This is a genomic window from Allobosea sp. 05T422_2 (assembly GCF_056396265.1).
In genome coordinates this window covers 1-25,100 of sequence record NZ_JBFTLD010000026.1, presented here as the reverse complement: position 1 = coordinate 25,100, position 25,100 = coordinate 1, and the positions used below count along the sequence as shown (strand labels likewise).

The following is a 25,100-nucleotide window of genomic DNA, read 5'->3' as shown; positions in this document are numbered from 1 at the left end:
GCCGGAAGAGCCCCCGAGCGTGTGCTGGCGCACCCGTCTGCGCGACAACCGCCATGCCCCGGGTCGCCTCATCTGGCGCATCGCGGTGGTTTTCGTCGGACCGGGCTTGGATGCCCCGGCTGGACCGGGCAAACTGCGCGCGGGGCTGAATCGGGAGTTGCCTGAACGATGGTTTCGTCTTTTTGGGGCGCGCTCGGTGGCGGCGGTCTTGGACTGGCGCTGGGCGGCCCGCTCGGCGCGCTGGTTGGTGCGCTTGCCGGCCACGTCCTGGTCGATCGCGAGGGAGCGCCCTTCGGCCCCGCGCCGCGCGAGCTGATTTTCACGACCGGACTGGTTGCCCTCTCCGCGAAGATGGCCCGCTCCGACGGTGTCGTCACCCGCGACGAGATCGCGGCCTTCCGGCGCATCGTGACCGTGCCTCCTGAGCAGGAGGCACGGATCGAGAGCCTGTTCGATCTCGCCAAGCAGACAAGCGCCGGCTTCGAGGCCTACGCTACGCAGATCGCCGAGAGCTTCAAGGATGAGCCGGCGCTGCTGGAAGACGTGCTCGACGGGCTCTTCCTGATTGCGGCGGCCGATGGCGCGATCCACGAGGCCGAGCATGCCTATCTGCGCCATGTGGCCGAGATCTTCTCGATCAACGCCGCCGGCTTTGCCCGCATCRAAGCGCGCCACATGCGTCGGCCGGACGATCCTTACCTCGTGCTCGGCGCCAGCCGGGAGATGAGCGATGCCCAGCTGAAACAGCATTACCGCCGCCTCGTCGCCGAAAACCACCCCGACCGCGAGATCGCACGCGGGCTGCCCGAGGAAGCGATCGCAATCGCCACGCGCCGCCTCGCTGCCATCAATGCTGCCTGGGATCTGATCGAGACGGAGCGAGGCCTCGGCACCGCCAGACTTCCGGAGCCCGCATGAGCCTCGCCGCCACTCCTGACAGCCGCTTTGCCGCGAAGATCTTTCCCTCGCCGAACCACGGCGAGCGCAAGGACGCGCTCGGTGCCCTCCGACGCCCCGACATGCTGATCCTGCACTACACCGGCATGAGCGACGCAGGCGCAGCGCTGCAATGGCTCTGCAACCCGGTCTCGCAGGTTTCCTCGCATTATTTTGTCTTCGAGAACGGCCACGTGCTGCAGCTCGTCCCCGAAGGCCGCCGYGCCTGGCATGCCGGCGCTTCGCATTGGGCCGGCGAGACCGATATCAACTCCTGTTCGATCGGCATCGAGATCGCCAATCCCGGCCATCCCGGCGGCATGCCCGATTTCACGTCGGAACAGGTGATTGCCACACTCAATCTGAGCCGCGACATCTGCGAGCGCTGGAGCATTCCACCCGAGCGCGTCCTTGCCCATTCCGACATCGCACCGGGCCGGAAGATCGACCCCGGTGAGAAATTCCCATGGCGGCAATTCGCGGAGGGCGGCGTCGGCATCTGGTCCGAGCCAGCCCCGATCCGTAGCGGTCGCTTCTTTGCGCGGGGCGAGAGCGGCCAGCCGGTCGAGGCGCTGCAGGCGATGTTTGCCATGCTCGGCTATGGCGTCACGGTCGACGGCATCTACGACGAGAAATTCGAAGCCGTCGTCGCAGCCTTTCAACGCCATTGGCGGCAGGAAAAGGTCGACGGTGTCGCCGATGCATCGACGATCACGACACTGCGCGACCTGGTGGCGATGACGCGGCGCGCGCGGATGGCGTGAGCCCGGGAGCTGGGCGCGGGCATACGCCAACATTGCAGTAAGTTAACTCGCCTGCGTGTTCGCTTTCTGGCATCGTTCCCCCCTTGCGAAATGTGTCCGGCTGCGCCGGATGACGGGGACAACGACTTGCGCAAACTGGTGATCGCTGCCGGCCTTGGTCTGACCGCCGCAGCAGCAGGCTATTGGGCAATCCGCCCTACGGGGGGAGCAGCCAGTGACGTCGCCTATCGTACGGCATCGATTGATCGGGGCCAGATCACCGCAGCCGTTCGCGCCACCGGCACATTGACCCCGATGACCACCGTCCTGGTCGGCTCGATGCTGTCGGGCCAGATCGTCGAGATCCTTGCGGACTACAATTCGCAGGTGAAGGCCGGCCAGGTGGTAGCCCGGCTCAACAGCGACCAGATCCGGACGCGGCGCGATGCCGCCGCCGCCGATCTCGCCCAAGGCAAGGCTGACCTTATCGTCAAGCGCGCCCAGCTCGACCGCGCCAAGTCGAGCCGTCTCAAGGCCAATTCAACCGTCAAGGACCTTGAAGCACAGCGCGATCGCGTCGCCGCCCAATTGGCCGATGCAAAACGCACGTTCGACCGGCAGAACGAGCTTTTCAACCGCAACACCGGCTCGCAGCAGAACCTGGACAACGCCCGAACCCAGGTCGAGATCCAGACCGCCACGCTCGCCTCGACCGAGGCGCAGATCTCCTCGGCCAAGGCCGAACTCAACGGGCTCGACGCCGACATCCTGCTGGCGGAGGGACAGCTTCAGTCCGGCGAGGCCCTGATCGCCAGTCGTGAGGCCAAGCTCAAGGACATCCTGATCGATCTCGAGCGAACCGATATCCGTTCGCCGGTCGACGGCGTCGTGGTGCAGCGCCAGGTCGACCTCGGTCAGACCGTCGCCGCCTCGCTCTCCGCGCCCGTCCTGTTCCAGATCGCGCAGGATCTGCGTGAGATCGACATCTACGCCAATATCGACGAGGCCGATGTGGGCCGCCTCCAGCCTGGCCAGCCCGTCTCCTTCACGGTCAACGCCTATCCGAACCGCACCTTCGAAGGTCGCGTCAACATGGTGCGACTGGGTGCGCAGACCATCCAGAACGTCGTCACCTATACCGGAGTCGTGCGCGTCGAGAACCGCGACATGGCACTGCTACCGGGCATGACGGCCAATATTCAGGTGGTTACGGAAGACCGCAGCAACGCATTGCGTGTCCCCAATGCAGCCTTGCGCTTCCGCCCGCCCGGTCAGGCGGCGGGACCAGCAGGCGCCGCCGCATCCCCATCGGGAAGCCCGCAGGCCGGACGCGGTGGCGCCCGCGCCGTCACCGCGCTGCGCGAGCGCCTCGAAACAGAGCTGCAGCCGACTGCCGAACAGAAGCAGGCGATCACCGCCATCCTCGAGGAGCGCCGCGGTCCCGGTCGTGCCGCGTTGGCCGGCCTCTCCGAGGACGAGCGTCGCGCCGCCTTCCGCGCCGCTCGCAGCGAAATGCGCACGAAGATCTCGGCCGCTCTCGATCCGGAACGCCGCGCCAAGTTCGAGGCCATGATGGAGGAAGGCCGCGCTTCCTCGCAAAGGGGAGTTCCCGGACGCGTCTATGTGCTCGATGGCGAGGGCCAGCCCAAGGTGATCCAACTTATGCTCGGCCCGACCGACGGCGCCTATACCGAGATCGTCTCCAGCGACCTCAAGGAAGGCATGCAGGTCCTCGTCGGCGGCGGCCCGCGCAGCGCTGCCGCAGCTGAACCCGCCGGCCGCCCACCGGTACGCGGACCGCGTCTGTTCTGAAGGCAGCCTCATGGCCCTGATCGAAGTGCATGAACTCAGCCGGATCTATAGCCTCGATTCCGGCAGCGTGATCGCGCTCGACCGGGTGTCGCTTGAGATCGAGGCCGGCGATCTGGTCGCAGTGATGGGCCCCTCCGGCTCGGGAAAATCCACGTTCATGAACCTGATCGGCTGCCTGGACCGGCCGACCGGCGGCCATTACCGGCTCGATGGGGTCGCAGTCGAAACCTTGTCGAGCGATGGTCTGGCCGAGCTGCGCAACCGCAAGCTCGGCTTCGTCTTCCAGCAGTTCAACCTGCTGCCTCGGGTCGACGCCTGTGCCAATGTCGAACTCCCCATGGTCTATGCCGGTCGCGACCGCAAGATACGCCGCGAGAAGGCACTTGCCGCGCTTGGACGCGTCGGGCTGGCGGAGCGTGCTCATCACCGGCCGATGCAGCTGTCCGGCGGCCAGCAGCAGCGTGTCGCCATCGCTCGCGCCCTGGTGAACGAACCGCGTCTTCTGCTCGCCGACGAGCCGACCGGCGCACTCGACAGCCGGACCGCGCTTGAAATCCTGGCGCTGTTCCAGGACCTGAACCACGAAGGCGTGACCGTCGTCATCGTCACCCACGACGCCGAGGTCGCGCGCCATGCGCGGCGCGTCATTCGCTTCCGTGACGGGCACATCCTTTCCGATCAGCGACAGGAGCCCGCCGACGCACGTGCCGCCCTGGCAGCACTCGACCAGGCGCCGCCGACAGCCGAGGTTGCGGCATGAGCCTTTGGGAAGCCATCCGCTCGGCTCTCTCCGCCATCGGCGCCAACGCGCTGCGCTCGGCCCTGACGATGCTCGGCATCATCATTGGCGTAGCCGCCGTCATCGCCATGGTCGCGATCGGCTCCGGCGCGCGCGAACGCGTCACCGGGCAGATCAAGTCGCTCGGCGCGAATCTCGCCATCATCCAGTCCGGCAACGTCACGCAAGGGGGTGTCAGGCTGGGCGCGGGGGCCTCTTCGACTCTGACAGACGAGGATGCCCGCGCCGTCCTTGCCGAGGTCGAGAACGTTACTGCTGCAGCGCCCGTCATCGTCACGCGTGCCCAGGCCGTCTACGCCGGCACCAACTGGTCGACACAGATCACGGCGACCGATCTCGATTTCTTCACCGCGCGCGAATGGAGCGTGACCGAGGGCCGGCTGTTCGAGCCGGAGGAGTTGCGGCGCGGTGAGATCGTCGCCGTCATCGGCCAGACCGTCGCCAAGAACCTCTTCGGCGAGCAGGATCCACTCGACCAGATGTTCCGCATCCGCAATGTGCCGTTCAAGGTCATCGGCGTGATGGCGCCCAAGGGCCAGTCGGCCCTCGGACAGGATCAGGACGACRTCATCTTTGTGCCGCTGGACACCGGTCGGCGCCGGATCATCGGCCGCAACTATGCCCGCGATCGTTCAGTCCAGACCATCATGGTGAAATTTGCCAGCGAAGACGCAATCGCTCCCGGCATCGCGGACACGACTGCTCTGCTACGCCAGCGCCACAGGCTTCCCGAAGATCAGGACGACGATTTCATCGTCCGCAACCTGACCGAGATCGCCAATACCGCGACGGCCGCCGCCACCACCCTCTCCTGGCTGCTCGCCGCCGTCGCCGCCGTTTCGCTGCTGGTGGGCGGCATCGGCATCATGAACATCATGCTGGTCTCGGTGACCGAGAGGACCCGCGAGATCGGCTTGCGGCTTGCCGTGGGTGCGCGTCAGCGCGACGTGCTCGCCCAGTTCCTGATCGAGGCCACGACGCTCGCGACCATCGGCGGCGCCGTCGGCATCGCACTTGGCGTCGGTGCGGCTCTCACCATCGCCCGCATCGCCAATTGGCCCTCGGTCATCTCGATCGAGACGATCCTGATCGCGGTCGGCGTCTCCGGGATGATCGGCGTCTTCTTCGGTTTCTATCCGGCGCGGCAGGCGGCGCGCCTCGACCCGATCGAAGCTCTGCGGCGGGAATAGCGCAAAAGCGAATCCCCGCAGCTGCAARACCCCGTTAATCATCATCGCMTAGCGTCGATTGTATCGCAGCCGAACGCGCAAAGCTGGTTGCTTGGCGCGTAAGCCGAGACCTGAAACCCATGTCGCTGCAAGACGCCGAAGCCCGACGCCTCTACGATCAGGCCACATTATTGGCCGGTATCGGCGCCTGGGAATGCGAACTCGCCACCCAACAACTCAGCTGGACAGCCGGTGTCTACGATCTCTTCGGCCTGCCGCGTGGCTCGACCCTGCACCGCCCATCTACGGTCGAACTCTACACGAACGATTCCCGCACCGAGATGGAGCGCCTTCGCGCCACGATGGTCCGCACCGGCAAGGGCTTTGTCCTCGATGCCAGGATCACGACCGCCGGAGGGAGCAGCCGCTGGATGCGCCTGAGTGCCGATATCACGCACAAGCAGGGGCGCCCCTGGCGCATCTATGGGGCCAAGCAGGACATTACCGGCGAGAAGCAGATGTGGCAGGGCTTGCGTCAGCTCGCCTATAGCGACCCGCTCACCGGCCTCGCCAACCGCCGGGCGTTCGAGGCGCAGCTAGCCGAGCTGCGGCGCATTCCGGCTGACGGCTGCGCCGTGGGCGCACTCGCCCTCATCGATCTCGACATGTTCAAGCCGATTAATGACCATCTCGGCCACGCCGCCGGCGATGAATGTTTGCGGCAAGTGGCCCTGCGGTTGGAGGCCACGCTGAGCGACGCGTTGACGATCGCCCGCATCGGCGGGGACGAATTCGCGCTGCTGATCTGCTCGACCGCCGGCTCGTCCCATATCCTGCACCGGCTGAACCAGGCCCTCGCGGCGCTGGCGCGCCCCGTCACCTGGAACGGTCGGTTGATCGAGATCAGTGCCTCGATCGGTGCGACGATGCTGCTCCCGGGCCGACACCATGATCCTGACCGGAGCTTCGCCGAAGCCGATTCTGCGCTCTATGTCGCCAAAGCCTCAGGCCGCAATCGGTTGCATCTCTTCGGCGAGCCATTGCAGGGACAGCCCAGCGCGAATGCGATGCAGGGCGCGCTCGCGGATATGAGAGCGCTTCGCGCCGGCTGAAGCGTTTCAGGCGGCTTCAGCCGCCTGCCCCATGCGTTCCTTCAGACGCTGCCCGACCGCGACGATCGCCTCGATCGCCGGCATCAGCTCCAACCCGAGACCCGTCAGCCCATATTCGGCTGATGGTGGCGAGCTCGGCAGCACGCGCCGCTCGATGATGCCGCGGCTTTCGAGATCGCGCAGGCGCTCGCTCAACATCTTGGCCGAGATCAGGGGCATGTCATGGCGCAGCTCGCCGAAGCGACGGGGACCAGCGCTCAGATACCAGATCACATTCGGCGTCCAGGCCTTGCCCAGAACCTGCATGCAGGTGCCGACGGCGCAGGTCGGCGGCGGAATTTTCGCCCGATTCTTCCGTATCTTCAACGCCATGCGAGGCTGTCTCCGGTTACCGGAATGATACCGGAAAATGCGGTAACGACAAGTTACTGGGTATACAGAAGTTATCGCCCTGCCTACCCCTGTGGTCACCGGTCAACACGGAGACGCACACCATGAAGCTCTACTACGCCCCCGGCGCCTGCTCGCTCTCGCCCCACATCGCGCTGCGCGAAGCCGGCCTGCCATTCACCCTGGAGAAGGTCGACACCAAGACCAGAACGACCGAGACCGGCGCCGATTTCACAACGGTCAATCCGCGCGGCTACGTACCGGCGTTGCAGCTCGACAGCGGCGAGGTGCTGACCGAAGGCGCGGCGATCGTCCAGTATATCGCGGACCTTAAGCCCGAGGCGGAGCTCGCGCCAAAGGCCGGAACGCTGGCGCGCGCACGGCTGCAGGAGGAGCTCAATTTCATCGCTTCCGAGTTGCACAAGGCCTTCGGCCCGCTGTTCAGCACCACGATTGGCGACGATGCCAGGCGTGAAGCGAAGGAGAAGGTCGCCCGCCGCTTTGGCGACGTCGAGCAGAAGCTCTCGGACGGGCGTCCCTACCTTCTCGGCGAGACCTTCAGCGTCGCCGACGCCTATCTCTTMGTCGTCACGAACTGGGCGAACCATACCGGCGTTGCGCTCGATGCCTGGCCGAAACTCCAGGCCTTCATGCAGCGTCTGACCGGCCGCAACACCGTGCGCCAGGCGATGCAGGCCGAAGGCCTGATCTGAAGGAGACGCCTGCGATGGATGCCCGCTTTGCCGAAATCGTCGAGGTCCTGACGCGCTATTTCGATGGCCTCTATCACAGCGATGCCGGCAAGCTCGCCGGGGTCTTCCATCCGCAGGCGATCTATGCCTGCGCCAGCAATGGCAGTCTCATCCATCTGACCATGGACGCCTATCTGCCCATGGTCGCAAAGCGCCCCTCCCCGGCCAGCCGGGGCGAGGCGCGGCAGGACCGCATCCTTTCCATCGAATTTGCCGGGCCAGTGACCGCGCTCGCCCGCGTCGCATGCGCCATCGGGCCAAAATCCTTCACCGACCTGCTCAGCGTCGTCCGGCTCGACGGGCGTTGGCAGATCATCGCCAAGGTTTTTCACGTCGATCTGGCGGCGTCGTCTCCCTGACCATGCGGTCCGCGAGGTGGCGATCGGGGGCTAGCGATCGGCGGCGCTCCCGTCACCAAGTTCGGCCGCCTCGGGTTAAAGCGCCGACGCCACCACGTTAGCGCCGGAGCGAAGCAAGCCTAGACCGGTCCGAGCGGCTTGACGAAGACGGCCTGGCCGTCGAGCGCAAGGCCCATGTCGCGCCAGCCATGCTGGCGGTAGAAACGCGCAGCACGGGTCGTCGCGCCTGTCGTCAGGTATGCTTGCCGGTGCCCCTTCTCCGCAAGCCGCTCCAGCGCCGCATCCAGGAGTGCGCGACCATGGCCGTGCCCTTCGTGATCGGGAGCGATGAAGAGCGCCCAGATGAGAGCCGTCTGGTGGTTGGCGCAGGTGAAGCCGATAACCTCGCCGCCCTCCTCGCTGACGAGAAAGATGGCCTGCTCCATATACCAGGCGACCTCCTCATCGCTGACCTTGGAAGGGTCGCGGAGCACATTCTCCTTCACGGCCTGCCGGATCACGCCGATGCGCGGCAGATCGGCCGGGATAGCCGCCCGCAGCATCACTCGGCGGCCTCGAGCCGATAGGCGCTGGGCTCGTAGTTGAGGATCGGCGCAAGCCAGCGCTCGACCTCTTGTATCGCCATGCCCTTGCGCGCCGCGTAATCCTCGACCTGGTCGCGCTCAACCTTGGCGACACCGAAATAATAGGCGTCCGGGTGCGACAGATAGAGTCCTGAAACCGAGGAGCCCGGCCACATCGCAAAGCTCTCGGTCAGCTTCACGCCGACCCGCCGCTCGGCCTGCAGCAACTCGAACAGCGTTTCCTTCTCGGTGTGATCGGGCTGGGCCGGATACCCCGGCGCCGGCCGGATGCCGCGATATTCCTCGCGGATCAAATCTTCATTGGCGAGATTCTCGTCGGGGGCATAACCCCAGAACTGCGTGCGAACGAGCTGGTGCATGCGTTCGGCCATCGCCTCGGCGAAGCGGTCGGCCAGCGCCTTGACCATGATCGAGCGGTAATCGTCGTTGTCGCGGGCGAATTTCTCGGAGATGCGTTCCTCCTCCGCTCCCGCGGTCACCACAAAGGCGCCGATATAGTCAGGCCGCTCGATGCCATCGGGCGCGACGAAGTCCGAAATGCACATGTTGGGCTTGCCGTCGCGCTTCGAAAGCTGCTGACGCAAGCCGTGGAAGGTCGCCAGCGTGTCCTGGCGGCTCTCCCCGGTATAGAGCCGGATATCGTCCCCGACGGCGTTGGCAGGCCATAAGCCGATCACCGCCTTGGGATTGAACCAGCGCTCCTCGACGATGCGCTTCAGCATCGCCTGCGCATCGTCCCAGAGCGCGCGTGCCGCCTCGCCCTGCTTCTCGTCCTGCAAGATCGCAGGGAAGCGTCCCTTCATCTCCCAGGTCTGGAAGAACGGCGTCCAGTCGATCACCGGCACGAGATCGGCGATGTCATAGGTCCGGAACACGCGCGTGCCGAGGAAGCTCGGCTTTGGTGGGGTGTAGTTCGCCCAATCCGCCTTGAAGGCATTCGTCCGCGCCTTCACCAGCGGCAGGCGCTGCTTGTCGGCCTCGGAGCGGCGATGGGCGGCGGCGACCTTGGCGTACTCGCCCCTGACGCCCTCGATATAAGCCGGCTTTTGGTCCTGCGAGAGCAGGCTCGAGACGACGCCGACGGCGCGCGATGCGTCGGTGACATAGACCGTCTGCCCCTGGCTATAGGCCGGGTGGATCTTCACCGCCGTATGCACGCGGCTGGTCGTTGCGCCGCCGATCAGGAGCGGAATGTCGAAACCCTCGCGCTCCATCTCGGAGGCGACGGTGACCATCTCGTCGAGGGAAGGCGTGATCAGGCCCGAGAGGCCGATGATGTCGACCTTCTCCTTGCGCGCGACATCGAGGATCTTCTGCGTCGGCACCATCACGCCGAGGTCGATGACCTCGTAGTTATTGCACTGGAGCACGACGCCGACGATGTTCTTGCCGATGTCATGGACATCGCCCTTCACCGTCGCCATCAACACCTTGCCGGCGGCCGAACGCTCGGAACCACCGTTCAGGCGCTTCTCCTCCTCCATATAGGGCATGAGATAGGCCACCGCCTGCTTCATCACGCGGGCCGATTTCACCACCTGCGGCAGGAACATCTTGCCGGCGCCGAACAGGTCACCGACCACGTTCATGCCGGCCATCAGCGGCCCTTCGATGACATGGAGCGGCTTCTCGGCTGCGGCGCGGGCCTCCTCGACATCGGTGTCGATGAAGGCGGTGATGCCGTTGACCAGCGCGTATTCCAGCCGCTTTGCGACCGGGTTATCGCGCCAGGCCATGTCCTTGCCGGAAATCGAAACCGAACCGTCGCCCTTGAAGCGCGGGGCGGCATCGAGCAGTCGCTCGGTMGAATCCTTGCGACGGTTGAGGACGACATCCTCGCAGAGCTCGCGCAGTTCGGGATCAAGGTCGTCATAGGAGCCGAGCTGGCCCGCATTGACGATGCCCATGTCCATGCCGGCCTTGATGCAATGGTACAGGAACACCGAATGCATCGCTTCGCGGACCTTCTCGTTGCCGCGGAACGAGAAGGACAGGTTCGAGACGCCGCCCGAGATATGGGCATGCGGCAGGGTCTCGCGGATCGCCCTGGTCGCCTCGATGAAGTCGTTGCCGTAGTTGTCGTGCTCCTCGATGCCGGTCGCGACGGCAAAGATGTTGGGATCGAAGATGATATCCTCGGGCGGGAAGCCGATCTGCTCGGTCAAGAGCTTGTAGGCCCGCGTACAGATCTCGATCTTGCGTTCGAAGGTGTCGGCCTGGCCGGTTTCGTCGAAGGCCATCACCACCACCGCCGCGCCGTAGTTGCGGCAGATACGGGCGTGATCGAGGAAAGCCTCCTCGCCTTCCTTCAKCGAGATCGAATTGACGATCGGCTTGCCCTGGATCGTCTTCAGGCCGGCTTCGATGACGTGGAACTTCGACGAGTCGACCATGATCGGCACGCGGGAGATGTCCGGCTCCGAAGCGATCAGATTGCAGAACTCGGTCATGGCCTTCTCGGAATCGAGCAGGCCTTCGTCCATGTTGATGTCGATGACCTGCGCGCCATTGGCGACCTGGTCGCGTGCCACATCCAACGCTGCGGCGAAGTCGCCTTCCTTGACCAGCTTGCGGAAGCGGGCCGAGCCGGTGACGTTGGTGCGCTCGCCGACATTGACGAAAGGAATGGTCTCGTCGAGCGTGAAAGGCTCGAGCCCAGCCAGCCGCAGATAGCGCTTGATCTCCGGCACGGCGCGCGGCGGCTTGCCCGCGACGGCTTCCGCAATCGCGCGGATATGGCCGGGCGTGGTGCCGCAGCAGCCGCCGACGACATTGACGAGCCCGGCATCGGCGAACTCAGCGAGCATTCCGGCCGTCGCTTCGGGGCTTTCGTCATACATGCCGAATTCATTGGGCAGGCCGGCATTCGGATAGGCGCAGATCAGCGTATCGGCAACGCGCGACAGATCCTTGATATGCGCCCGCATCTCGCGCGCGCCGAGCGCACAGTTGAGACCAACCGTCAGCGGCGCGGCATGGCGGATCGCATTCCAGAACGCCTCCGTGGTCTGGCCCGAGAGCGTGCGCCCCGAAAGGTCGGTGATCGTGCCGGAGATCATCACCGGCAGGCGCAGGCCCTTCTCGCGATAGACCTCCTCGATCGCAACGATCGCAGCCTTGGCATTGAGCGTGTCGAAAATGGTCTCGACCAGTATCAGCTCGGAGCCGCCATCGATCAGGCCACGCACCTGTTCGGCATAGGATTCGCGCACCTGATCGAAGGTCACCGCGCGGAAACCCGGATTGTTCACATCCGGCGAGATCGAAAGCGTACGGTTCGTCGGCCCAATCGCGCCGGCAACGAAACGACGGCGCCCATCGACCTTCTGAGCGAGAGCGGCCGCTTCGCGCGCGAGCTTCGCCGAGGCGACGTTCAGCTCATAGGCGAGCGCCTCCATGCCGTAATCGGCCTGGGCGATCTGCGTCGACGAAAACGTGTTGGTTTCGACGATATCGGCACCCGCCTGGAAATAGGCGAGGTGGATTTCGCGAATGGCGTCCGGCTGGGTCAGGACCAGCAGGTCGTTATTGCCCTTGAGATCGTGGTTCCAGCCCTTGAAGCGCTCGCCGCGAAACTCTGCTTCCGAGAGCTTCAGGTTCTGGATCTGCGTCCCCATCGCACCGTCGAGCACGAGGATGCGCTCGGACGCGGACTGGCGAAGCGCGCGCTCGATCTCGATGCCATCGACCTGGCTGGGATTGTAGTCTGACATCGCGAACGCCTTCGTCATGAAACTCTGCTCGTATGGTCTTCCCGTCATTGCGAGGAGCAAAGCGACGGAGCAATCCAGAGGCCACTGAAGACAGGCTGGATCGCTTTGCTCCCAATGACGGCTGGCACGCTACTCCGCGGCCGCCTGCTGCGGCGCGGCCCTGTCGGGCTTCAAGCCGACAAGATGGCAGATCGCATAGACCAGGTCGGCCTTGTTCATCGTGTAGAAATGCAGGTCGGAGACGCCACGGTCGATCAGGTCGAGCACCTGCTCGGCGCAAACCGCAGCCGCCACGAGCCGGCGCGTCGCGGCGTCGTCTTCCAGGCCCTCGAACCGATCGGCCAGCCATTGCGGCACGCTCGCGCCCGTCTTGGTGGCGAAGCTCGCCGTCTGCTTGAAATTCAGGACGGGGACGATTCCGGGCAGGATCGGGATATCGATCCCCCGAGCCCTGACCTTGTCGAGATAGCGGAAATAGACGTCGTTATCGAAGAAGAACTGAGTGATCGCCCGGGTCGCACCGGCATCGACCTTCTTCTTCAGGGCATCGATATCGGCATCGAGCGAGGCCGCTTCCGGATGCTTTTCGGGATAGGCCGAGACTGTCACCTCGAAATCGGCGGCGCGCCGGATCCCGGCGACCAGATCAGAGGTCTGGTGATAGCCCTGCGGGTGCGGCTCGTAGACCGTTCCCAGTCCACCGGCCGGGTCACCGCGCAGCGCCACGATATGGCGCACGCCGGCCGCCCAATAGGAGCGGATCACGTCGTCGACCTCGGCGCAGGTGGCGGAAACGCAGGTCAGGTGCGCCGCCGGCTTCAGCCGGGTCTCGTCAACCATGCGCTTGACGGTGTTGTGGGTGCGTTCTCGCGTCGAACCGCCGGCACCATAGGTCACCGACACGAAGGTGGGTCCAAGCGGCTCGAGACGGTGCACGCTCTCCCAGAGTGTCGTCTCCATCTCCGCTGTCTTCGGAGGAAAGAACTCGAAAGAGACGCTGGGCCGGCGGGTGCCGTGCCGGCTGGGGCGAAACGCATTCATCAGGCCACCTCGAAACTGGAATTCTGACGCAGCGGGAAATCCCCCTGCACGCGCCGGTCACGTCCACGCCAGAGCATCACGGAGAGTTGGCCGGACGCCCCCTCGGCCGAGGTMACCTCTTCGGAGAGATCGCAGCTCAATCCTGCCTCCGCGAACCAGCCGGCGATCTGGGCCCGCGAGAAACCGAGCCGGCGATGCGCGTGCTCGGTTCGCAGGAACTCCATCTCGTGCGGCGCGAAATCGACCACGATCAGCCGGCCGCCGGGGGCGAGCATCGCGGCCGCCTCGCGCAGTGCGCGGCCGGGGTCATCGAGGAAATGCAGAACCTGATGGATGATCACCAGATCGAAGGCCCCGCGTGCGAAAGGCAAGGCGTGAATATCGCCCTGTCGCAGCTCAACCCGGGACAGCCCGGCCTTCTCGAGATTGGCGCGCGCCACGGCGAGCATGGCATGGCTGGCATCGACACCGATGGCACGGCCGAATTTTGGGGCGATCCGCTCCAGCATCCGGCCCGTCCCCGTGCCGAGGTCGAGCATCGCGCCGGAAGAGCCCTCCCCGGCAGCCGCCTCGACGGCCGCCTCGACAGCATCGTCGGGGACATGCAGCGACCGCAGCCGGTCCCAGTCCCGAGCCACGCTGGCGAAATAGGACTGCGCCGCCTCGGCGCGCGTGGAGCGAACGGCAGCGAGCCTCTCGCGGTCCGCGGCGAGTTCAGGATCCGCCCGATCGAGCCACGCAGCCAGGGAGGCCGCGAAGGCGCCGCCCGCTCCCGCTTCGTCGAGCCGGAAGAAGGCCCATGCCCCCTCACGATAGCGACGAACCAGCCCGGCCTCGGCGAGGAGCTTGAGATGGCGGGAAATGCGGGGCTGAGACTGCCCGAGAATATCTGTCAGATCCGAAACGGAGAGCTCGCCCTCCGCCAACAGAGCCAGGATGCGCAGCCGTGTCTCCTCGCCGGCCGCGCGCAGGCCCGCAAGCAAGGATGACGAGGACAGCGTCGTGGGTTGGCGCAAAGGATCAGCCTTCGAAATTCAGAAAAACATATAAAGATATCTTTATGTCAAAAGAGGAGAAAGAGCAAGCACCTTCCTMGCGCCAGCGAGATCCCGCCCCCCTGTCAGCCAATGTTGGCACCACTCAGCGCCGCATCGCCGCTTCAAGCGCTGTGTAGATGCGCGGGTCAGACGATTGCGAGACGTTGAAGCGCAGGAATCGTCCCGCCGTTAGCGACACGCTGAAGGCATTTCCGGGGGCCAGGACGATATTCTCCGCCAGCACGCGCTGCGCGATCTCGGCGGCATCCAGCCCGTCCGGCAGGCGACACCACAGGAACATGCCTGCACGCGGCTCGATCCACGGCTCGATTCCGATAGCCTTCAACCGCGCGCAAGTCTCCGTCATGGCGCGCCCCAACCGCCCACGCAGCCCGTCCATATGCTTGCGATAGGTACCATCCTTCAAGGCGCCCAGTAAAAACTCCGCCGAGACCCGACTGGCTCCGAAGGACGTGGCGATCTTGAGATCGGTCAGCCCCTCGATCCAGTCGCGTCGCGCCGCGATGAAGCCACATCGCAGCGAGGCCGACAGCGTCTTGGAGAAGCTGCCGATATGCACGACCCGATCGAGGCCATCGAAGGCGGCAAGCCGCGGCGCCGGTTCCAACTCGAAATCGGCAAAGATATCGTCCTCGATGATCGTCAACCCTGACTGCTCAGCCAATTTGAGCAGCCGATGCGCAATCACGGGAGACAGCACGGCTCCCGTTGGATTGTGCAACGCGGAATTAGTGACGTAGAGCCGTGGCCGATGCGCGGCGAGCACCTGTTCGAAGCGCACGATATCGGGGCCGTTCGGCGTATAGGGAACGCTGACGACCTTGGCTCGATGAGCCCGCAGCAGGGCCTGGAAGTTGAAGTAGCAGGGGTCGTCGACCACCACCGTATCACCCGGTTCGATCAGGAAGCGACAGATCAGATCGATGGCCTGGGTTCCGGACTCGGTCAGCACGATCTGGTCCGGCCCGGCCTCGATGCCATGCTCCGCCATGCGCCGGGCGAGTAGATGGCGCAACGGCAACAGCCCGAGCGGCGTGCCATAATCGGCCAACGTGGAGGCATCGGCGCGTGAGAGCGATCGCAGTGTTCTGCGCAGGCTTTCCTCCGGCAGCCATGATGCGGGAAGCCAGCCGCAGCCGGGCTTCAGGAAATCCTCGCCGGCCTCCAGCGATTGTCGCGAGACCCAGAGCGGATCGACTGCACGGTCGAGACGCGGCCCGATCTCCGCCAGCGACAGGGGTGGCAGATGCCCCGCGACATAGAAGCCCGAGCCGCGGCGCGAGCGGATCGCCCCCTCTGCGGCAAGCCGGTCATAGGCCTCGACCACCGTCGACTTCGAGACGCCCATCGTTTCGGCAAAGGCGCGGATCGAGGGCAGCCTGGCCCCCGGAGCCAGCACCCGCCTTGCCATGCGCTGGCGAACAGCCTGCATGACACGCCCGACAAGCGTGCCGTCATCGTCCAGGAGTGTCACGCAATCACCTAATTGTATTGCCTCTTGCAGCATGACAGTTTGCACCAACTGTCATGCACCGTCTCTGGCAAAGGATGCAGATCCCGGCGAATGCAGGCCGCGAACGGAGACTTCCTGATGGACAAGAGCATGAGCGGTTGGATCAACGGCTTTCTCGGCGTGCTGATCTTCAGCGCTTCGCTGCCAGCAACACGTGTTGCCGTGGTCGATCTCGACCCCGTTTTCCTGACCGCAGCACGCGCCGCAATCGCCGGCCTGCTGGGCCTGTGCCTGCTTCTCGCCTTCCGGCAAACGCGACCGCAACGGAGCGACCTTCTCCCGCTGATTGTGGTCGCGCTGAGTGTTGTCGTCGGCTTTCCGCTCCTGACGGCGCTGGCGCTGAAACATGTCAGCTCGGCTCACTCGATCGTCTTCATTGGCCTTCTGCCGCTGGCAACGGCGAGCTTCGGCGTCCTGCGCGGCGGCGAACGTCCCCGCCCGGTCTTCTGGCTGTTCTCCTGCCTKGGCAGCGCTCTTGTCGCCGGATTTGCGATGACCCAGGGCTTTGTCGCCTCCCCGGTCGGAGATCTGCTGATGCTCGCCGCGGTCATCATCTGCGGCCTCGGTTACGCCGAGGGAGCGCGACTGTCGCGAAAGCTCGGAGGCTGGCAGGTGATTTCCTGGGCGCTGGTGCTCTCCCTGCCGGTCATGGTCACGCTCAGCGCGTTGACCCTTCCGGCCTCGTTTGCCGATGTCGGCCGGCCGGCCTGGATCGGCCTGGCCTATGTCTCGGTGTTCAGCATGCTGGTGGGGTTCGTGTTCTGGTATCGCGGCCTGGCACAGGGCGGTATCGCCGCCGTCGGACAGCTGCAATTGCTGCAGCCCTTCTTCGGGCTGATGCTCGCCGCTCTGTTGCTGCATGAGGCCGTGAGCTGGCCGATGGTCGCCGTTAGCGCCGGCGTGGCACTTTGCGTGGCAGGCGCCAAGCACTTCGCACGGTAAGCGCACGCACGGCCATCCGTGCCATGCACCCMGGCACTTGCGAGATCTGGAGCCAGCCCCACATCCCGTCAGTGAATGGGCCGCGCGCGACCGCCCATCATAGCGGCCGTTTCAAGGGTCGCTATGAGCGCGCGAGGCCCGAGAGGTCAGAGCAGCTGGAGCGAGCCTGCCGCCGTTTTGCCGCGTTCGGTTTTCAGATCGAACGAGACTTTCTGTCCTTCCGTCAGAGTCATCAGGCCCGCTTCTTTCACGGCTGTGATGTGTACGAACACATCCTTGCCGCCATCTGAAGGCTGAATGAATCCGAAGCCCTTCTCAGTATTGAACCATTTCACGGTTCCGGTCGCCATAGCCGCATCCCCTGAAGCCAGCTTCTTGCGGATCTTCGGATGCATGCATCCGAATGCCCGACCAGAGGAGGATTGACCGAAAATGCAAAGATGTCGAGGCCAATCGTCAAGCAGGAGCGTCTGGCGATGACTATGGCTTAATCACCTCAAACTGTGTCTTCGCCTCCGCCAACGCGGAACCGCCAAGATAAACCTCGAACAGACCCGGCTCGACAACATAACGTCCGGTGTCGTCGTGGTATCCCAGCTTCTGGGCCTCCAGCTTGAAACTGACGGTCCTGGTCTCGCCCGCCTTGATAGCGAGCTTGTTGAAGCCCTTGAGTTCGCGGACCGGTCGGGACCGGGTCGCGACCGGCTGGCGGATATAAAGCTGCGTCACTTCCTGGCCGTCGCGCGAGCCGGAATTGGTCACATCGACCGAGATTTCTGCGATGCCATTGATCGCGATGCGCGAGCGGTCGACACGCGGATTGGCATAGGTGAAGCGAGAGTAGGAAAGACCGAAGCCGAAGGGATAAAGCGGCTCGTTCTTCTCATCCATATAGATCGACTCGTAGCGCTGCCGGATCTTCTGCGGCCGCCCCGTCGGGAGATGGTTGTAGTAGATCGGGATCTGCCCGACCGAGCGCGGATAGCTCATCGGCGTGCGGCCCGCCGGATTCGCCGCTCCAGTCAGGACCTCGGCGATCGCCGTGCGCCCCTCGGTGCCGCCGTGGAAGGTCTGCATGATCGCGGCGACATGGGCGTCGGCCCAGGTGAGGACCAGCGGGCGGCCAGTGGCCAGCACCAGCACGACGGGCTTGCCCGTCGCGACGAGTGCCTCGAGCAGCTCCTGCTGCACACCGGGCAGGCCGAGATTCGCGCGCGAGGCGCCCTCCCCGATGAACTCGCAATCCTCGCCGAGCATGGCGATGACGAGATCGCTCGCCGCAGCCGCGCGGAKCGCTGCCTCCTTGTCCGCGAATTCCGTGCCGCAGTTCTTTGTGAAAGCCGGCTCGTAGACGACCTCGACCCCGGCCTGGACGCGCTCCTTCAACGCGTCGGGCAAGGACTGGATGGCGCGCCGTCCGAGTCCGGCCGGATCGGTCCAGACCCGCTCGGCCTCCGGCACGGCCATGGCGCCGATCACCKCGAGCCGCTTGACGGAAGACGCAACAGGCAGGGTTTMGTTGGCGTTCTTGAGTAGGATGATGCCTTCGCGCGCGGCGCGCAGTGCGACCTCGCGCGCCTCCTGCGTCTGCATCAGAGCCGGGGCAGCGGCCGGGTCGACATCGGGCCGCTCGAACAGGCCCAGGTGGAATTTGACGCGCAACACGCGGCGCACCGCCTCGTCGAGCATCTTCACCGAGACCCGACCAGCCTTCACCTCGGCCGCCAGGTGCTTGTCATAGACGTCACCCATCATGTCCATGTCGATGCCGGCCAGCAGCGCCTTGCGCGCAGCCTCGGCATCGTCCTTGGCAATGCCATGCAGTCTGAGTTCGGTGATCGAGCCGAAATCCGAGACAACGAAACCCTTGAATCCCCAGTTCTGGCGCAGCAGCCCGGTCAGCAGCCCGCCATGCGCGGTGGTCGGGACGCCGTTCAGCGCATTGAACGCCGCCATAGCGGTCATCGAACCAGCCTCGAACGAGGCCTTGAATGGCGGCAGGTAGAGATCAAAGAGCTGGCTGGTCGGGATCCAGGTCGAGTTGTAGTCACGCCCGGCTTCGCCCGCACCGTAACCGACGAAATGCTTGACGGTCGTCGCCACGCCGCCGCGCTGATAGCCATGCGTGCGCGCTGCAGCGACAATGGAGCCGAAATAGGCGTCTTCCCCCGCCCCCTCGAGGACGCGGCCCCAACGCGGATCACGCGAGATGTCGACCATCGGCGCGAAGGTCCATTGGATGCCGGCGGCGCGCGCTTCACGCCCCGTCCAATAGGCCGCCTCCTCGATCAGCTCCGGGTTCCAGGTCGAAGCCTGACCAAGCGGAAGCGGAAAATAGGTCGAGAAGCCGTGGACGGCATCGAGACCGATGATCAGCGGGATCTTCAGCCGGGACTCGCGCGCTGCTTTCTGGACATCCGCAACCTCCTGCGGCACGACGAAGTTCATCACCCCGCCCATCCGGCCTTCGCGGATGCGTGCGGCGTTGAACCCCTCGCCACGACCCGAGAGATGCAGCTGACCGACCTTCTCGTCGAGCGTCATCGTCTTGAGCAACGCCTCGATGCGCGTCTCGATGAGCTTCGCCTCGCGCCCGGTTTTCCAGGCAACGGTGTCCTGTGCCGGCGCGGCATGGGCAAGGAGCGTCAGGCAGAGCGCAGCGGCGAGCCGCAGAATCATGAGGAAATCTCGCAGGGTGGCGGTAGGGATGATCCGGCCCTACAGGATCAACCGGCGTGGCTCAACCGTTGCATCGTCGCGCCCGACGACCAAAGCCCCTTCACCCCAGCCGGATATCCATCATGAGCGACGCGGCGACCTCAGCCCCACCGACCGAGCGCCATCGTTTCTACGAAGACGTCTTCGCCATGCTGCTCGGCACATTGCTCGTCAGCATCGGCATCAGCCTCTACAGCAAGGCGACCCTGCTCACGAGCGGGGCGGCAGGGCTGGCATTGCTGTTCCAGCTTGCYACCGGGATCAATTTCGGCCTGCTCTTCTTCGCCATCAACCTCCCATTCTATTGGCTCGCGGTCCGTCGCATGGGCTGGCGCTTCGCGTTACGGACCTTCATCGCGGTCGGGCTCGTCTCGCTCTTCACCTGGTTCACGCCCGGCTGGATGGCGATCGCAACCGTGGACCCGGTTTATGCCGCGGTCGCCGGCGGCAGCCTGATCGGTCTTGGTGTCCTTGCGCTGTTTCGCCATCGCACCGGGCTGGGTGGCGTCAACATTCTCGCACTCTACCTGCAGGAGAAGCACGATATCCGCGCCGGCTGGTTTCAGCTTGGCATCGATGCGCTGATCCTCATCTGTGCACTCTTCATGCTGCCGCTGGAGAAAGTGCTGATTTCGCTGCTGGGAGCTGCCGTGCTCAACCTGATCCTGGCAGTCAATCATAAGCCCGGCCGGTATAGCGGGGTCACGTAGCGGGCGGTTGCCTGCGGCAGGGTTCCATGCGACCGAGCGGTCAGGAGCGAAAATGCGGAGCCAGCCGACATGTCCCAGCCCTTGACCATCGAAGACCTGCGCATCCTGGCCCAGCGCCGGGTGCCGCGCATGTTCTACGACTACGCCGATTCCGGCGCCTGGACCGAGGGCACCTATCGCGCCAACGAGGCCGACTTCGCCGCCATCAAGCTGCGCCAGCGCGTCGCCGTCAACATGACCAACCGCACGCTGGCGACCACGCTGGCCGGCCAGGCCGCCACGATGCCGGTTGCACTCGCCCCGACCGGCCTCACCGGAATGCAGCACGCCGACGGCGAAATCCTCGCCGCCCGCGCTGCAGCCAAGGCCGGCGTCCCCTTCACGCTCTCGACCATGAGCATCTGCTCGATCGAGGATGTCGCCGAGAACACCGACGCACCGTTCTGGTTCCAGCTCTACGTGATGAAGGACCGCGACTTCATCATTCGCCTGATCGATCGTGCCAAGGCGGCGCAGTGCTCGGCCCTGGTCCTGACGCTCGACCTCCAGATCCTCGGCCAGCGCCACAAGGATATCCGCAACGGGCTCTCCGCCCCGCCGAAGCCGACGATCGCCAATCTGATCAACCTCGCGACCAAGCCGCGCTGGTGCCTTGGCATGCTCGGCACCAAGCGCCGCAGCTTTGGAAACATCGTCGGCCACGCCAAGGGCGTCGGCGATCTCTCATCGCTCTCCTCCTGGACGGCCGAACAGTTCGATCCGGCGCTAAGCTGGGACGATGTGAAGTGGATCAAGGATCGCTGGGGCGGCAAACTGATCCTGAAGGGTATTCTCGATCCAGAGGATGCCGAGCTCGCTGCCAGAAGCGGTGCCGACGCTTTGATCGTCTCGAACCATGGCGGCCGCCAGCTCGACGGCGCCGTCTCTTCGATCGCGGCGCTACCGGGCATCGTCGAGCAGGTCGGCGGCCGCATGGAAGTCCTGATGGATGGCGGCATCCGCTCCGGACAGGATGTGATCAAGGCGGTGGCGCTCGGCGCCCGCGGCGTGATGATCGGCCGCGCCTTCCTTTACGGCCTCGGTGCCATGGGCKAGGAAGGCGTGACCCGCTGCCTCGACATCATCCGCAAGGAGCTCGACGTCACCATGGCGCTCTGCGGCCTGCGCGACATCCAGCAGGTCGACGGGAACATCCTGGTGAAAGGCAAGGCCTGAGCCTCGTCCAGATCGGCAGCCCCAATGGAAAGGCCCGCGCCCCCTTTTAGGAGCGCGGGCCTTTTGTCTTCGAGGTGCAGAAGATCAGCGCGAGAACTTCTTGTACTGAATCCGCTTCGGGATCGTGGAATCGATCCCCAGCCGGCGCTTCTTGTCTTCCTCGTAATCGGCAAAGTTGCCCTCGAACCACTCGACATGGCTGTCGCCCTCGAAGGCGAGGATATGGGTCGCGATACGGTCGAGGAACCAGCGATCGTGGCTGATGATCACGGCGCAGCCGGCGTAATCCTCCAGCGCCTCTTCGAGCGCGCGCAGYGTGTCGACGTCGAGATCGTTGGTCGGCTCGTCGAGCAGCAGGACGTTCGCGCCCGATTTCAGCATCTTGGCAAGATGGACGCGGTTGCGCTCACCGCCCGAGAGCGATCCGACCTTCTTCTGCTGGTCGCCGCCCTTGAAGTTGAAAGTCGAGCAATAGGCGCGCGAATTCACCTCACGCTTGCCGAGATAGAGGATGTCGTTGCCGCCTGAGATTTCCTCCCAGACGTTCTTCTTGTCGTCGAGCGAGTCGCGGCTCTGGTCGACATAGCCGAGCTTGACGCTCTCGCCGATGGTGATCGAACCGGAATCCGGCTTCTCCTGCCCGGTGATCATCCGGAACAGCGTGGTCTTGCCGGCGCCGTTCGGTCCGATGATGCCGACGATGCCGCCCGGCGGCAGCTTGAAGGACAACCCGTCGATCAGCAGCTTGTCCTGGAAGCCCTTCGACAGATTGTCGAAATCGACGACATTGTTGCCGAGGCGCTCGGCGATCGGGATGACGATCTGCGCGGTATCCGGCCCCTTGTTCGAGGCCTTCTGCACCAGTTCGTCATAGCGCTGGATGCGGGCCTTGCTCTTGGCCTGGCGCGCCTTAGGCGAAGCCGAAATCCATTCCTGCTCGCGTTCCAGCGTCTTCTGACGCGAGACGTCCTCCCGGCCCTCCTGGGCGAGGCGCTTCTGCTTCTGCACCGACCAGGCGGAGTAGTTCCCCTCGTAGGGAATGCCCTGGCCGCGATCGAGCTCGAGAATCCAGCTGGTGACATTGTCGAGGAAGTAGCGATCGTGGGTGACGATCAGGATCGCGCCCGGATAGGTCCGCAAATGGCCTTCGAGCCAGGCGGTGGTTTCGGCGTCGAGATGGTTGGTCGGTTCGTCGAGCAGCAGCAGTTCCGGCTGCTCGAGCAGCAGCTTGCAGAGCGCGACACGGCGGCGTTCGCCGCCCGAGAGCTTCGAGACCTGCCAGTCGTCGGGCGGGCAGCGCAACGCGTCCATCGCCTGGTCGACCTTGGAATCGAGATCCCACAGGCCCTTGGCCTCGATCTCGTCCTGGAGCTTGGTCATCTCGTCCGCGGTCTCGTCCGAATAGTTCATCGCGAKCTCGTTGTAGCGGTCGAGGATCGCCTTCTGCGGCGCGACGCCGAGCATCACGTTGTCGCGCACATTCAGGCTCTCATCGAGCTTGGGCTCCTGCGGCAGGTAGCCGACCCGGGCGCCCTCGGCCACCCAGGCCTCGCCGGTCCATTCCTTGTCATAGCCTGCCATGATCTTGAGCAGGGTCGACTTGCCGGCGCCGTTGACGCCGAGCACACCGATCTTGGCGTCCGGGTAGAACGACAGATGGATGTCCTTCAGCACCTGCTTGCCGCCCGGATAGGTCTTCGACAGGCCGCGCATATGGTAGATGAACTGACGGGACATGGATGTGCGGCTCCGCTTCGGACTGATCGCGCCGGGGCTTTCGGGAAGAGTGCCGCGTATGTAGCGAGGCTGGCCGCTTGCTGCAACCGCCCGTCGTCAACTCCCTCAGGCCCGCAGCGTCATCGCGCCGTCGACGACGATCGAAGCCCCCGTCAGATAAGGGTGGGTCGCGGCCGCCAGGTCGAGCGCGACAGCGGCCATTTCCCGCGCCGTCGCCATGCGGCCCATGGTCGGGATATTGTCCTTGGCCCATTGCGCTCCGCCAATCTGCCAGACGGCGTCGGGCGCAGCCATCATGCCCGCAACGCCGCGGACCAGTTCGGTATCGGTCGTACCCGGCAGAAGGGCGTTCACCCTGATGCCGTGTTTGACATAGTCGAGCGCCGCGGCGCGCACGAGCCCCGTCAACGCCGCCTTGCTGGCGACATAGGCCGACTGGCTCTCCCGGCATGTCGTGGCCACTGTCGACGAGGTCACGACGATCTGGCCGCCCGCCGACATCATGTGCGGGATCTGGTACTTCATCGCCAGGAACACACCGCGCAGGTTGGTGCTCAAAATGTCGTCGAACTCCGCCGCCTCGTAGCTATGCAGGGGCTTCTGAAGCGTGATCCCGGCATTGTTGAAGGCAACGTGCAAACCGCCGTATCGGGTAACGGAGCTCTCGACGAACCGTCGGACATCGTCCTCCCTGCGGATGTCGGCCCGGATATAGAGCGCCTCTCCGCCGGCTGCCTTGATGCTGCGCTCGACCTCTTGGCCAAGCGCCTCGCGCCGACCGCAGAAGGCGACCTTTCCGCCTTCGGCAGCGAAGGCCTCCACAGCCGCGCGGCCAATGCCGGAGGTCCMTCCCGTGACGAGCACGACCTTGTTTTCAAAGCGGCGGCGCCCATCCAGCACGACCGGTGCCGGTGCCGCCGCAGCGGCCCCGAGCATTGCGCCGCCGGCCAGGCCGGCCGCCGCACCGACGGCCATTCCCAATCCGGAGCCGGCGATTGCAAGCCGACGCGTGATGTGTCTGGTTTCCATGGCCTAACCTCTTGCATTTCGCTAATCTGAACAGCGATCAGATGCGTAGACAATAATTTGAACACCGTCAAGATAGAGGCGATATGAATCCGGCATCGAAGAGCGGCTACCATCATGGCGACCTGCGCGATGCGCTTGTGTCAGCCACCGACCGAATCCTGATCGAGCGCGGCCTTGACGGGTTCAGCCTGCGCGAGGCGGCACGGCGCGCAGGCGTTTCGGCAGGCGCGCCCGCGCATCATTTCGGCAGCGTCTCCGGCCTCCTGACGGAAGTCGCCATTCGCGGTTTCGAGGAGCTGGTCGCCTTCCTGAGAGCAGGCGAGGCGGAAGGAGGCACTGATCCGCTCGCGCGGTTGCACGGGCAAGGAACCGGCTATGTCCGGTTCGCCGTCGCATTCCCGGGCCGGTTCGCCCTGATGTTCCGCAAGGACCGTCTCGATGACGGCAATGAGCGCCTGTTGCTGGTCGGTGAGACGGCACGCCATGAGCTGGAGCGAGCCATGGCCGCCTGCCTCGGCCGTGATGTCTCCTCGCCGCACGTAGCGCTTGCGGCCATGGGAGCCTGGTCGCTCGTGCACGGCTTCGCCCATCTCGCCCTGGACGGGAAACTCGGCGGTCCCGCAGCAGTGGCGGTCGCCATCGACGACATGCTGCCGCAGCTGCTGGCCATGTACCGGCCAGATCGGGAACGGCAAGGCGATGTGTAGCTTTCCTCGCCCCCCGTTTTGGCCGCCGGACAGACGCTCCATGCGGCAGCCATGCTCGCGC

22 protein-coding genes are annotated in these 25,100 nt (G+C 64.9%); 12 read left to right on the top strand and 10 right to left on the bottom strand.

Annotated elements, in window-relative coordinates; all coding sequences use genetic code 11:
• Positions 1–168 precede the first annotated feature (168 nt).
• From AC1DJT_RS07435 to AC1DJT_RS07410, 6 genes are all read left to right on the top strand, one after another.
• A complete protein-coding gene (locus AC1DJT_RS07435; protein ID WP_476833826.1) occupies positions 169–918 on the top strand; it encodes a TerB family tellurite resistance protein in 750 nt (249 codons plus the stop codon).
• Positions 915–1,700, top strand: coding sequence for an N-acetylmuramoyl-L-alanine amidase (locus tag AC1DJT_RS07430; protein WP_476770356.1), 786 nt, complete (start codon positions 915–917; stop codon positions 1,698–1,700). The genes AC1DJT_RS07435 and AC1DJT_RS07430 overlap by 4 nt, the downstream gene beginning before the upstream one ends.
• A 126-nt stretch (positions 1,701–1,826) precedes the next feature.
• Positions 1,827–3,491 (top strand): efflux RND transporter periplasmic adaptor subunit, encoded by a 1,665-nt coding sequence (locus AC1DJT_RS07425; protein WP_476833825.1) that lies wholly within the window; start codon positions 1,827–1,829, stop codon positions 3,489–3,491.
• A gap of 10 nt (positions 3,492–3,501) precedes the next feature.
• The gene (locus AC1DJT_RS07420) at positions 3,502–4,251 is read left to right on the top strand and encodes an ABC transporter ATP-binding protein (RefSeq protein WP_476831785.1); all 750 of its coding nucleotides are present in this window, start codon (positions 3,502–3,504) and stop codon (positions 4,249–4,251) included.
• Positions 4,248–5,480 (top strand): ABC transporter permease, encoded by a 1,233-nt coding sequence (locus AC1DJT_RS07415; protein ID WP_476833824.1) that lies wholly within the window; start codon positions 4,248–4,250, stop codon positions 5,478–5,480. Before AC1DJT_RS07420 ends, AC1DJT_RS07415 begins: the two co-directional genes overlap by 4 nt.
• Positions 5,481–5,599: 119 nt before the next feature.
• Positions 5,600–6,571 (top strand): diguanylate cyclase domain-containing protein, encoded by a 972-nt coding sequence (locus AC1DJT_RS07410; protein WP_476770359.1) that lies wholly within the window; start codon positions 5,600–5,602, stop codon positions 6,569–6,571.
• A gap of 6 nt (positions 6,572–6,577) precedes the next feature.
• On the opposite strand, the gene AC1DJT_RS07405 is transcribed toward AC1DJT_RS07410, so the two are convergent.
• Positions 6,578–6,943, bottom strand: coding sequence for a winged helix-turn-helix transcriptional regulator (locus AC1DJT_RS07405; protein ID WP_476770360.1), 366 nt, complete (start codon positions 6,941–6,943; stop codon positions 6,578–6,580).
• Positions 6,944–7,065: 122 nt separating this feature from the next.
• On the opposite strand from AC1DJT_RS07405, the gene gstA reads away from it, so the two are divergent.
• Both gstA and AC1DJT_RS07395 read left to right on the top strand, forming a co-directional pair.
• Positions 7,066–7,674, top strand: coding sequence for a glutathione transferase GstA (gstA, locus tag AC1DJT_RS07400; protein WP_476833823.1), 609 nt, complete (start codon positions 7,066–7,068; stop codon positions 7,672–7,674).
• Between the two features lie 14 nt (positions 7,675–7,688).
• Positions 7,689–8,072 carry a nuclear transport factor 2 family protein gene (locus tag AC1DJT_RS07395; protein ID WP_441489332.1) on the top strand — a complete coding sequence of 128 codons (384 nt, stop codon included), beginning with the start codon at positions 7,689–7,691 and terminating at the stop codon, positions 8,070–8,072.
• Positions 8,073–8,191: 119 nt separating this feature from the next.
• Here AC1DJT_RS07395 and AC1DJT_RS07390 read toward each other — a convergent pair whose 3' ends face one another.
• The 5 genes from AC1DJT_RS07390 to AC1DJT_RS07370 form a co-directional block, all read right to left on the bottom strand.
• Positions 8,192–8,614, bottom strand: coding sequence for an N-acetyltransferase family protein (locus AC1DJT_RS07390; protein ID WP_476770361.1), 423 nt, complete (start codon positions 8,612–8,614; stop codon positions 8,192–8,194).
• Complete coding sequence (gene metH, locus AC1DJT_RS07385; protein ID WP_476833834.1) at positions 8,614–12,369, bottom strand: methionine synthase; 3,756 nt, start codon at positions 12,367–12,369, stop codon at positions 8,614–8,616. Before metH ends, AC1DJT_RS07390 begins: the two co-directional genes overlap by 1 nt.
• 129 nt (positions 12,370–12,498) lie before the next feature.
• Positions 12,499–13,410 (bottom strand): methylenetetrahydrofolate reductase [NAD(P)H], encoded by a 912-nt coding sequence (metF, locus tag AC1DJT_RS07380; protein ID WP_476770607.1) that lies wholly within the window; start codon positions 13,408–13,410, stop codon positions 12,499–12,501.
• Positions 13,410–14,426, bottom strand: coding sequence for an ArsR/SmtB family transcription factor (locus tag AC1DJT_RS07375; protein ID WP_476770606.1), 1,017 nt, complete (start codon positions 14,424–14,426; stop codon positions 13,410–13,412). Before AC1DJT_RS07375 ends, metF begins: the two co-directional genes overlap by 1 nt.
• 124 nt (positions 14,427–14,550) lie before the next feature.
• Complete coding sequence (locus AC1DJT_RS07370) at positions 14,551–15,900, bottom strand: aminotransferase-like domain-containing protein (RefSeq protein ID WP_476831862.1); 1,350 nt, start codon at positions 15,898–15,900, stop codon at positions 14,551–14,553.
• Between the two features lie 159 nt (positions 15,901–16,059).
• Between AC1DJT_RS07370 and AC1DJT_RS07365 the strand changes: the two genes are divergently transcribed.
• Positions 16,060–16,923, top strand: coding sequence for a DMT family transporter (locus tag AC1DJT_RS07365; RefSeq protein ID WP_441489336.1), 864 nt, complete (start codon positions 16,060–16,062; stop codon positions 16,921–16,923).
• A 146-nt stretch (positions 16,924–17,069) separates the two neighbouring features.
• Here AC1DJT_RS07365 and AC1DJT_RS07360 read toward each other — a convergent pair whose 3' ends face one another.
• Positions 17,070–17,273, bottom strand: a complete 204-nt coding sequence (locus AC1DJT_RS07360; protein ID WP_043233603.1) for a cold-shock protein — start codon at positions 17,271–17,273, stop codon at positions 17,070–17,072.
• Positions 17,274–17,403: 130 nt separating this feature from the next.
• Entirely contained in the window at positions 17,404–19,602 is a 2,199-nt protein-coding gene (locus tag AC1DJT_RS07355) for a glycoside hydrolase family 3 N-terminal domain-containing protein (protein ID WP_476833822.1), read from the bottom strand.
• Positions 19,603–19,724: 122 nt separating this feature from the next.
• On the opposite strand from AC1DJT_RS07355, the gene AC1DJT_RS07350 reads away from it, so the two are divergent.
• Positions 19,725–20,351, top strand: a complete 627-nt coding sequence (locus tag AC1DJT_RS07350; protein WP_476768416.1) for a YitT family protein — start codon at positions 19,725–19,727, stop codon at positions 20,349–20,351.
• Positions 20,352–20,420: 69 nt separating this feature from the next.
• Complete coding sequence (locus AC1DJT_RS07345; RefSeq protein ID WP_476833821.1) at positions 20,421–21,566, top strand: alpha-hydroxy acid oxidase; 1,146 nt, start codon at positions 20,421–20,423, stop codon at positions 21,564–21,566.
• An 84-nt stretch (positions 21,567–21,650) separates the two neighbouring features.
• Here AC1DJT_RS07345 and ettA read toward each other — a convergent pair whose 3' ends face one another.
• Positions 21,651–23,303, bottom strand: a complete 1,653-nt coding sequence (gene ettA, locus AC1DJT_RS07340) for an energy-dependent translational throttle protein EttA (RefSeq protein ID WP_476833820.1) — start codon at positions 23,301–23,303, stop codon at positions 21,651–21,653.
• 105 nt (positions 23,304–23,408) lie between these two features.
• Positions 23,409–24,332 (bottom strand): SDR family NAD(P)-dependent oxidoreductase, encoded by a 924-nt coding sequence (locus tag AC1DJT_RS07335; protein WP_476833819.1) that lies wholly within the window; start codon positions 24,330–24,332, stop codon positions 23,409–23,411.
• An 83-nt stretch (positions 24,333–24,415) separates the two neighbouring features.
• Here AC1DJT_RS07335 and AC1DJT_RS07330 point away from each other — a divergent pair, with 83 nt between their 5' ends.
• Positions 24,416–25,039 (top strand): TetR/AcrR family transcriptional regulator, encoded by a 624-nt coding sequence (locus tag AC1DJT_RS07330; RefSeq protein ID WP_441505313.1) that lies wholly within the window; start codon positions 24,416–24,418, stop codon positions 25,037–25,039.
• Positions 25,040–25,100: the final 61 nt, after the last annotated feature.

Excerpts from the sequence above, each read along its gene's own strand:
- AC1DJT_RS07420 (WP_476831785.1), top strand. The coding sequence starts at position 3,502 with ATGGCCCTGATCGAAGTGCATGAACTCAGCCGGATCTATAGCCTCGAT.
- AC1DJT_RS07390 (WP_476770361.1), bottom strand. The coding sequence starts at position 8,614 with ATGCTGCGGGCGGCTATCCCGGCCGATCTGCCGCGCATCGGCGTGATC.
- AC1DJT_RS07405 (WP_476770360.1), bottom strand. The coding sequence starts at position 6,943 with ATGGCGTTGAAGATACGGAAGAATCGGGCGAAAATTCCGCCGCCGACC.
- metF (WP_476770607.1), bottom strand. The coding sequence starts at position 13,410 with ATGAATGCGTTTCGCCCCAGCCGGCACGGCACCCGCCGGCCCAGCGTC.
- AC1DJT_RS07395 (WP_441489332.1), top strand. The coding sequence starts at position 7,689 with ATGGATGCCCGCTTTGCCGAAATCGTCGAGGTCCTGACGCGCTATTTC.
- AC1DJT_RS07360 (WP_043233603.1), bottom strand. The coding sequence starts at position 17,273 with ATGGCGACCGGAACCGTGAAATGGTTCAATACTGAGAAGGGCTTCGGA.
- AC1DJT_RS07370 (WP_476831862.1), bottom strand. The coding sequence starts at position 15,900 with ATGCAGGCTGTTCGCCAGCGCATGGCAAGGCGGGTGCTGGCTCCGGGG.
- AC1DJT_RS07330 (WP_441505313.1), top strand. The coding sequence starts at position 24,416 with ATGAATCCGGCATCGAAGAGCGGCTACCATCATGGCGACCTGCGCGAT.
- AC1DJT_RS07410 (WP_476770359.1), top strand. The coding sequence starts at position 5,600 with ATGTCGCTGCAAGACGCCGAAGCCCGACGCCTCTACGATCAGGCCACA.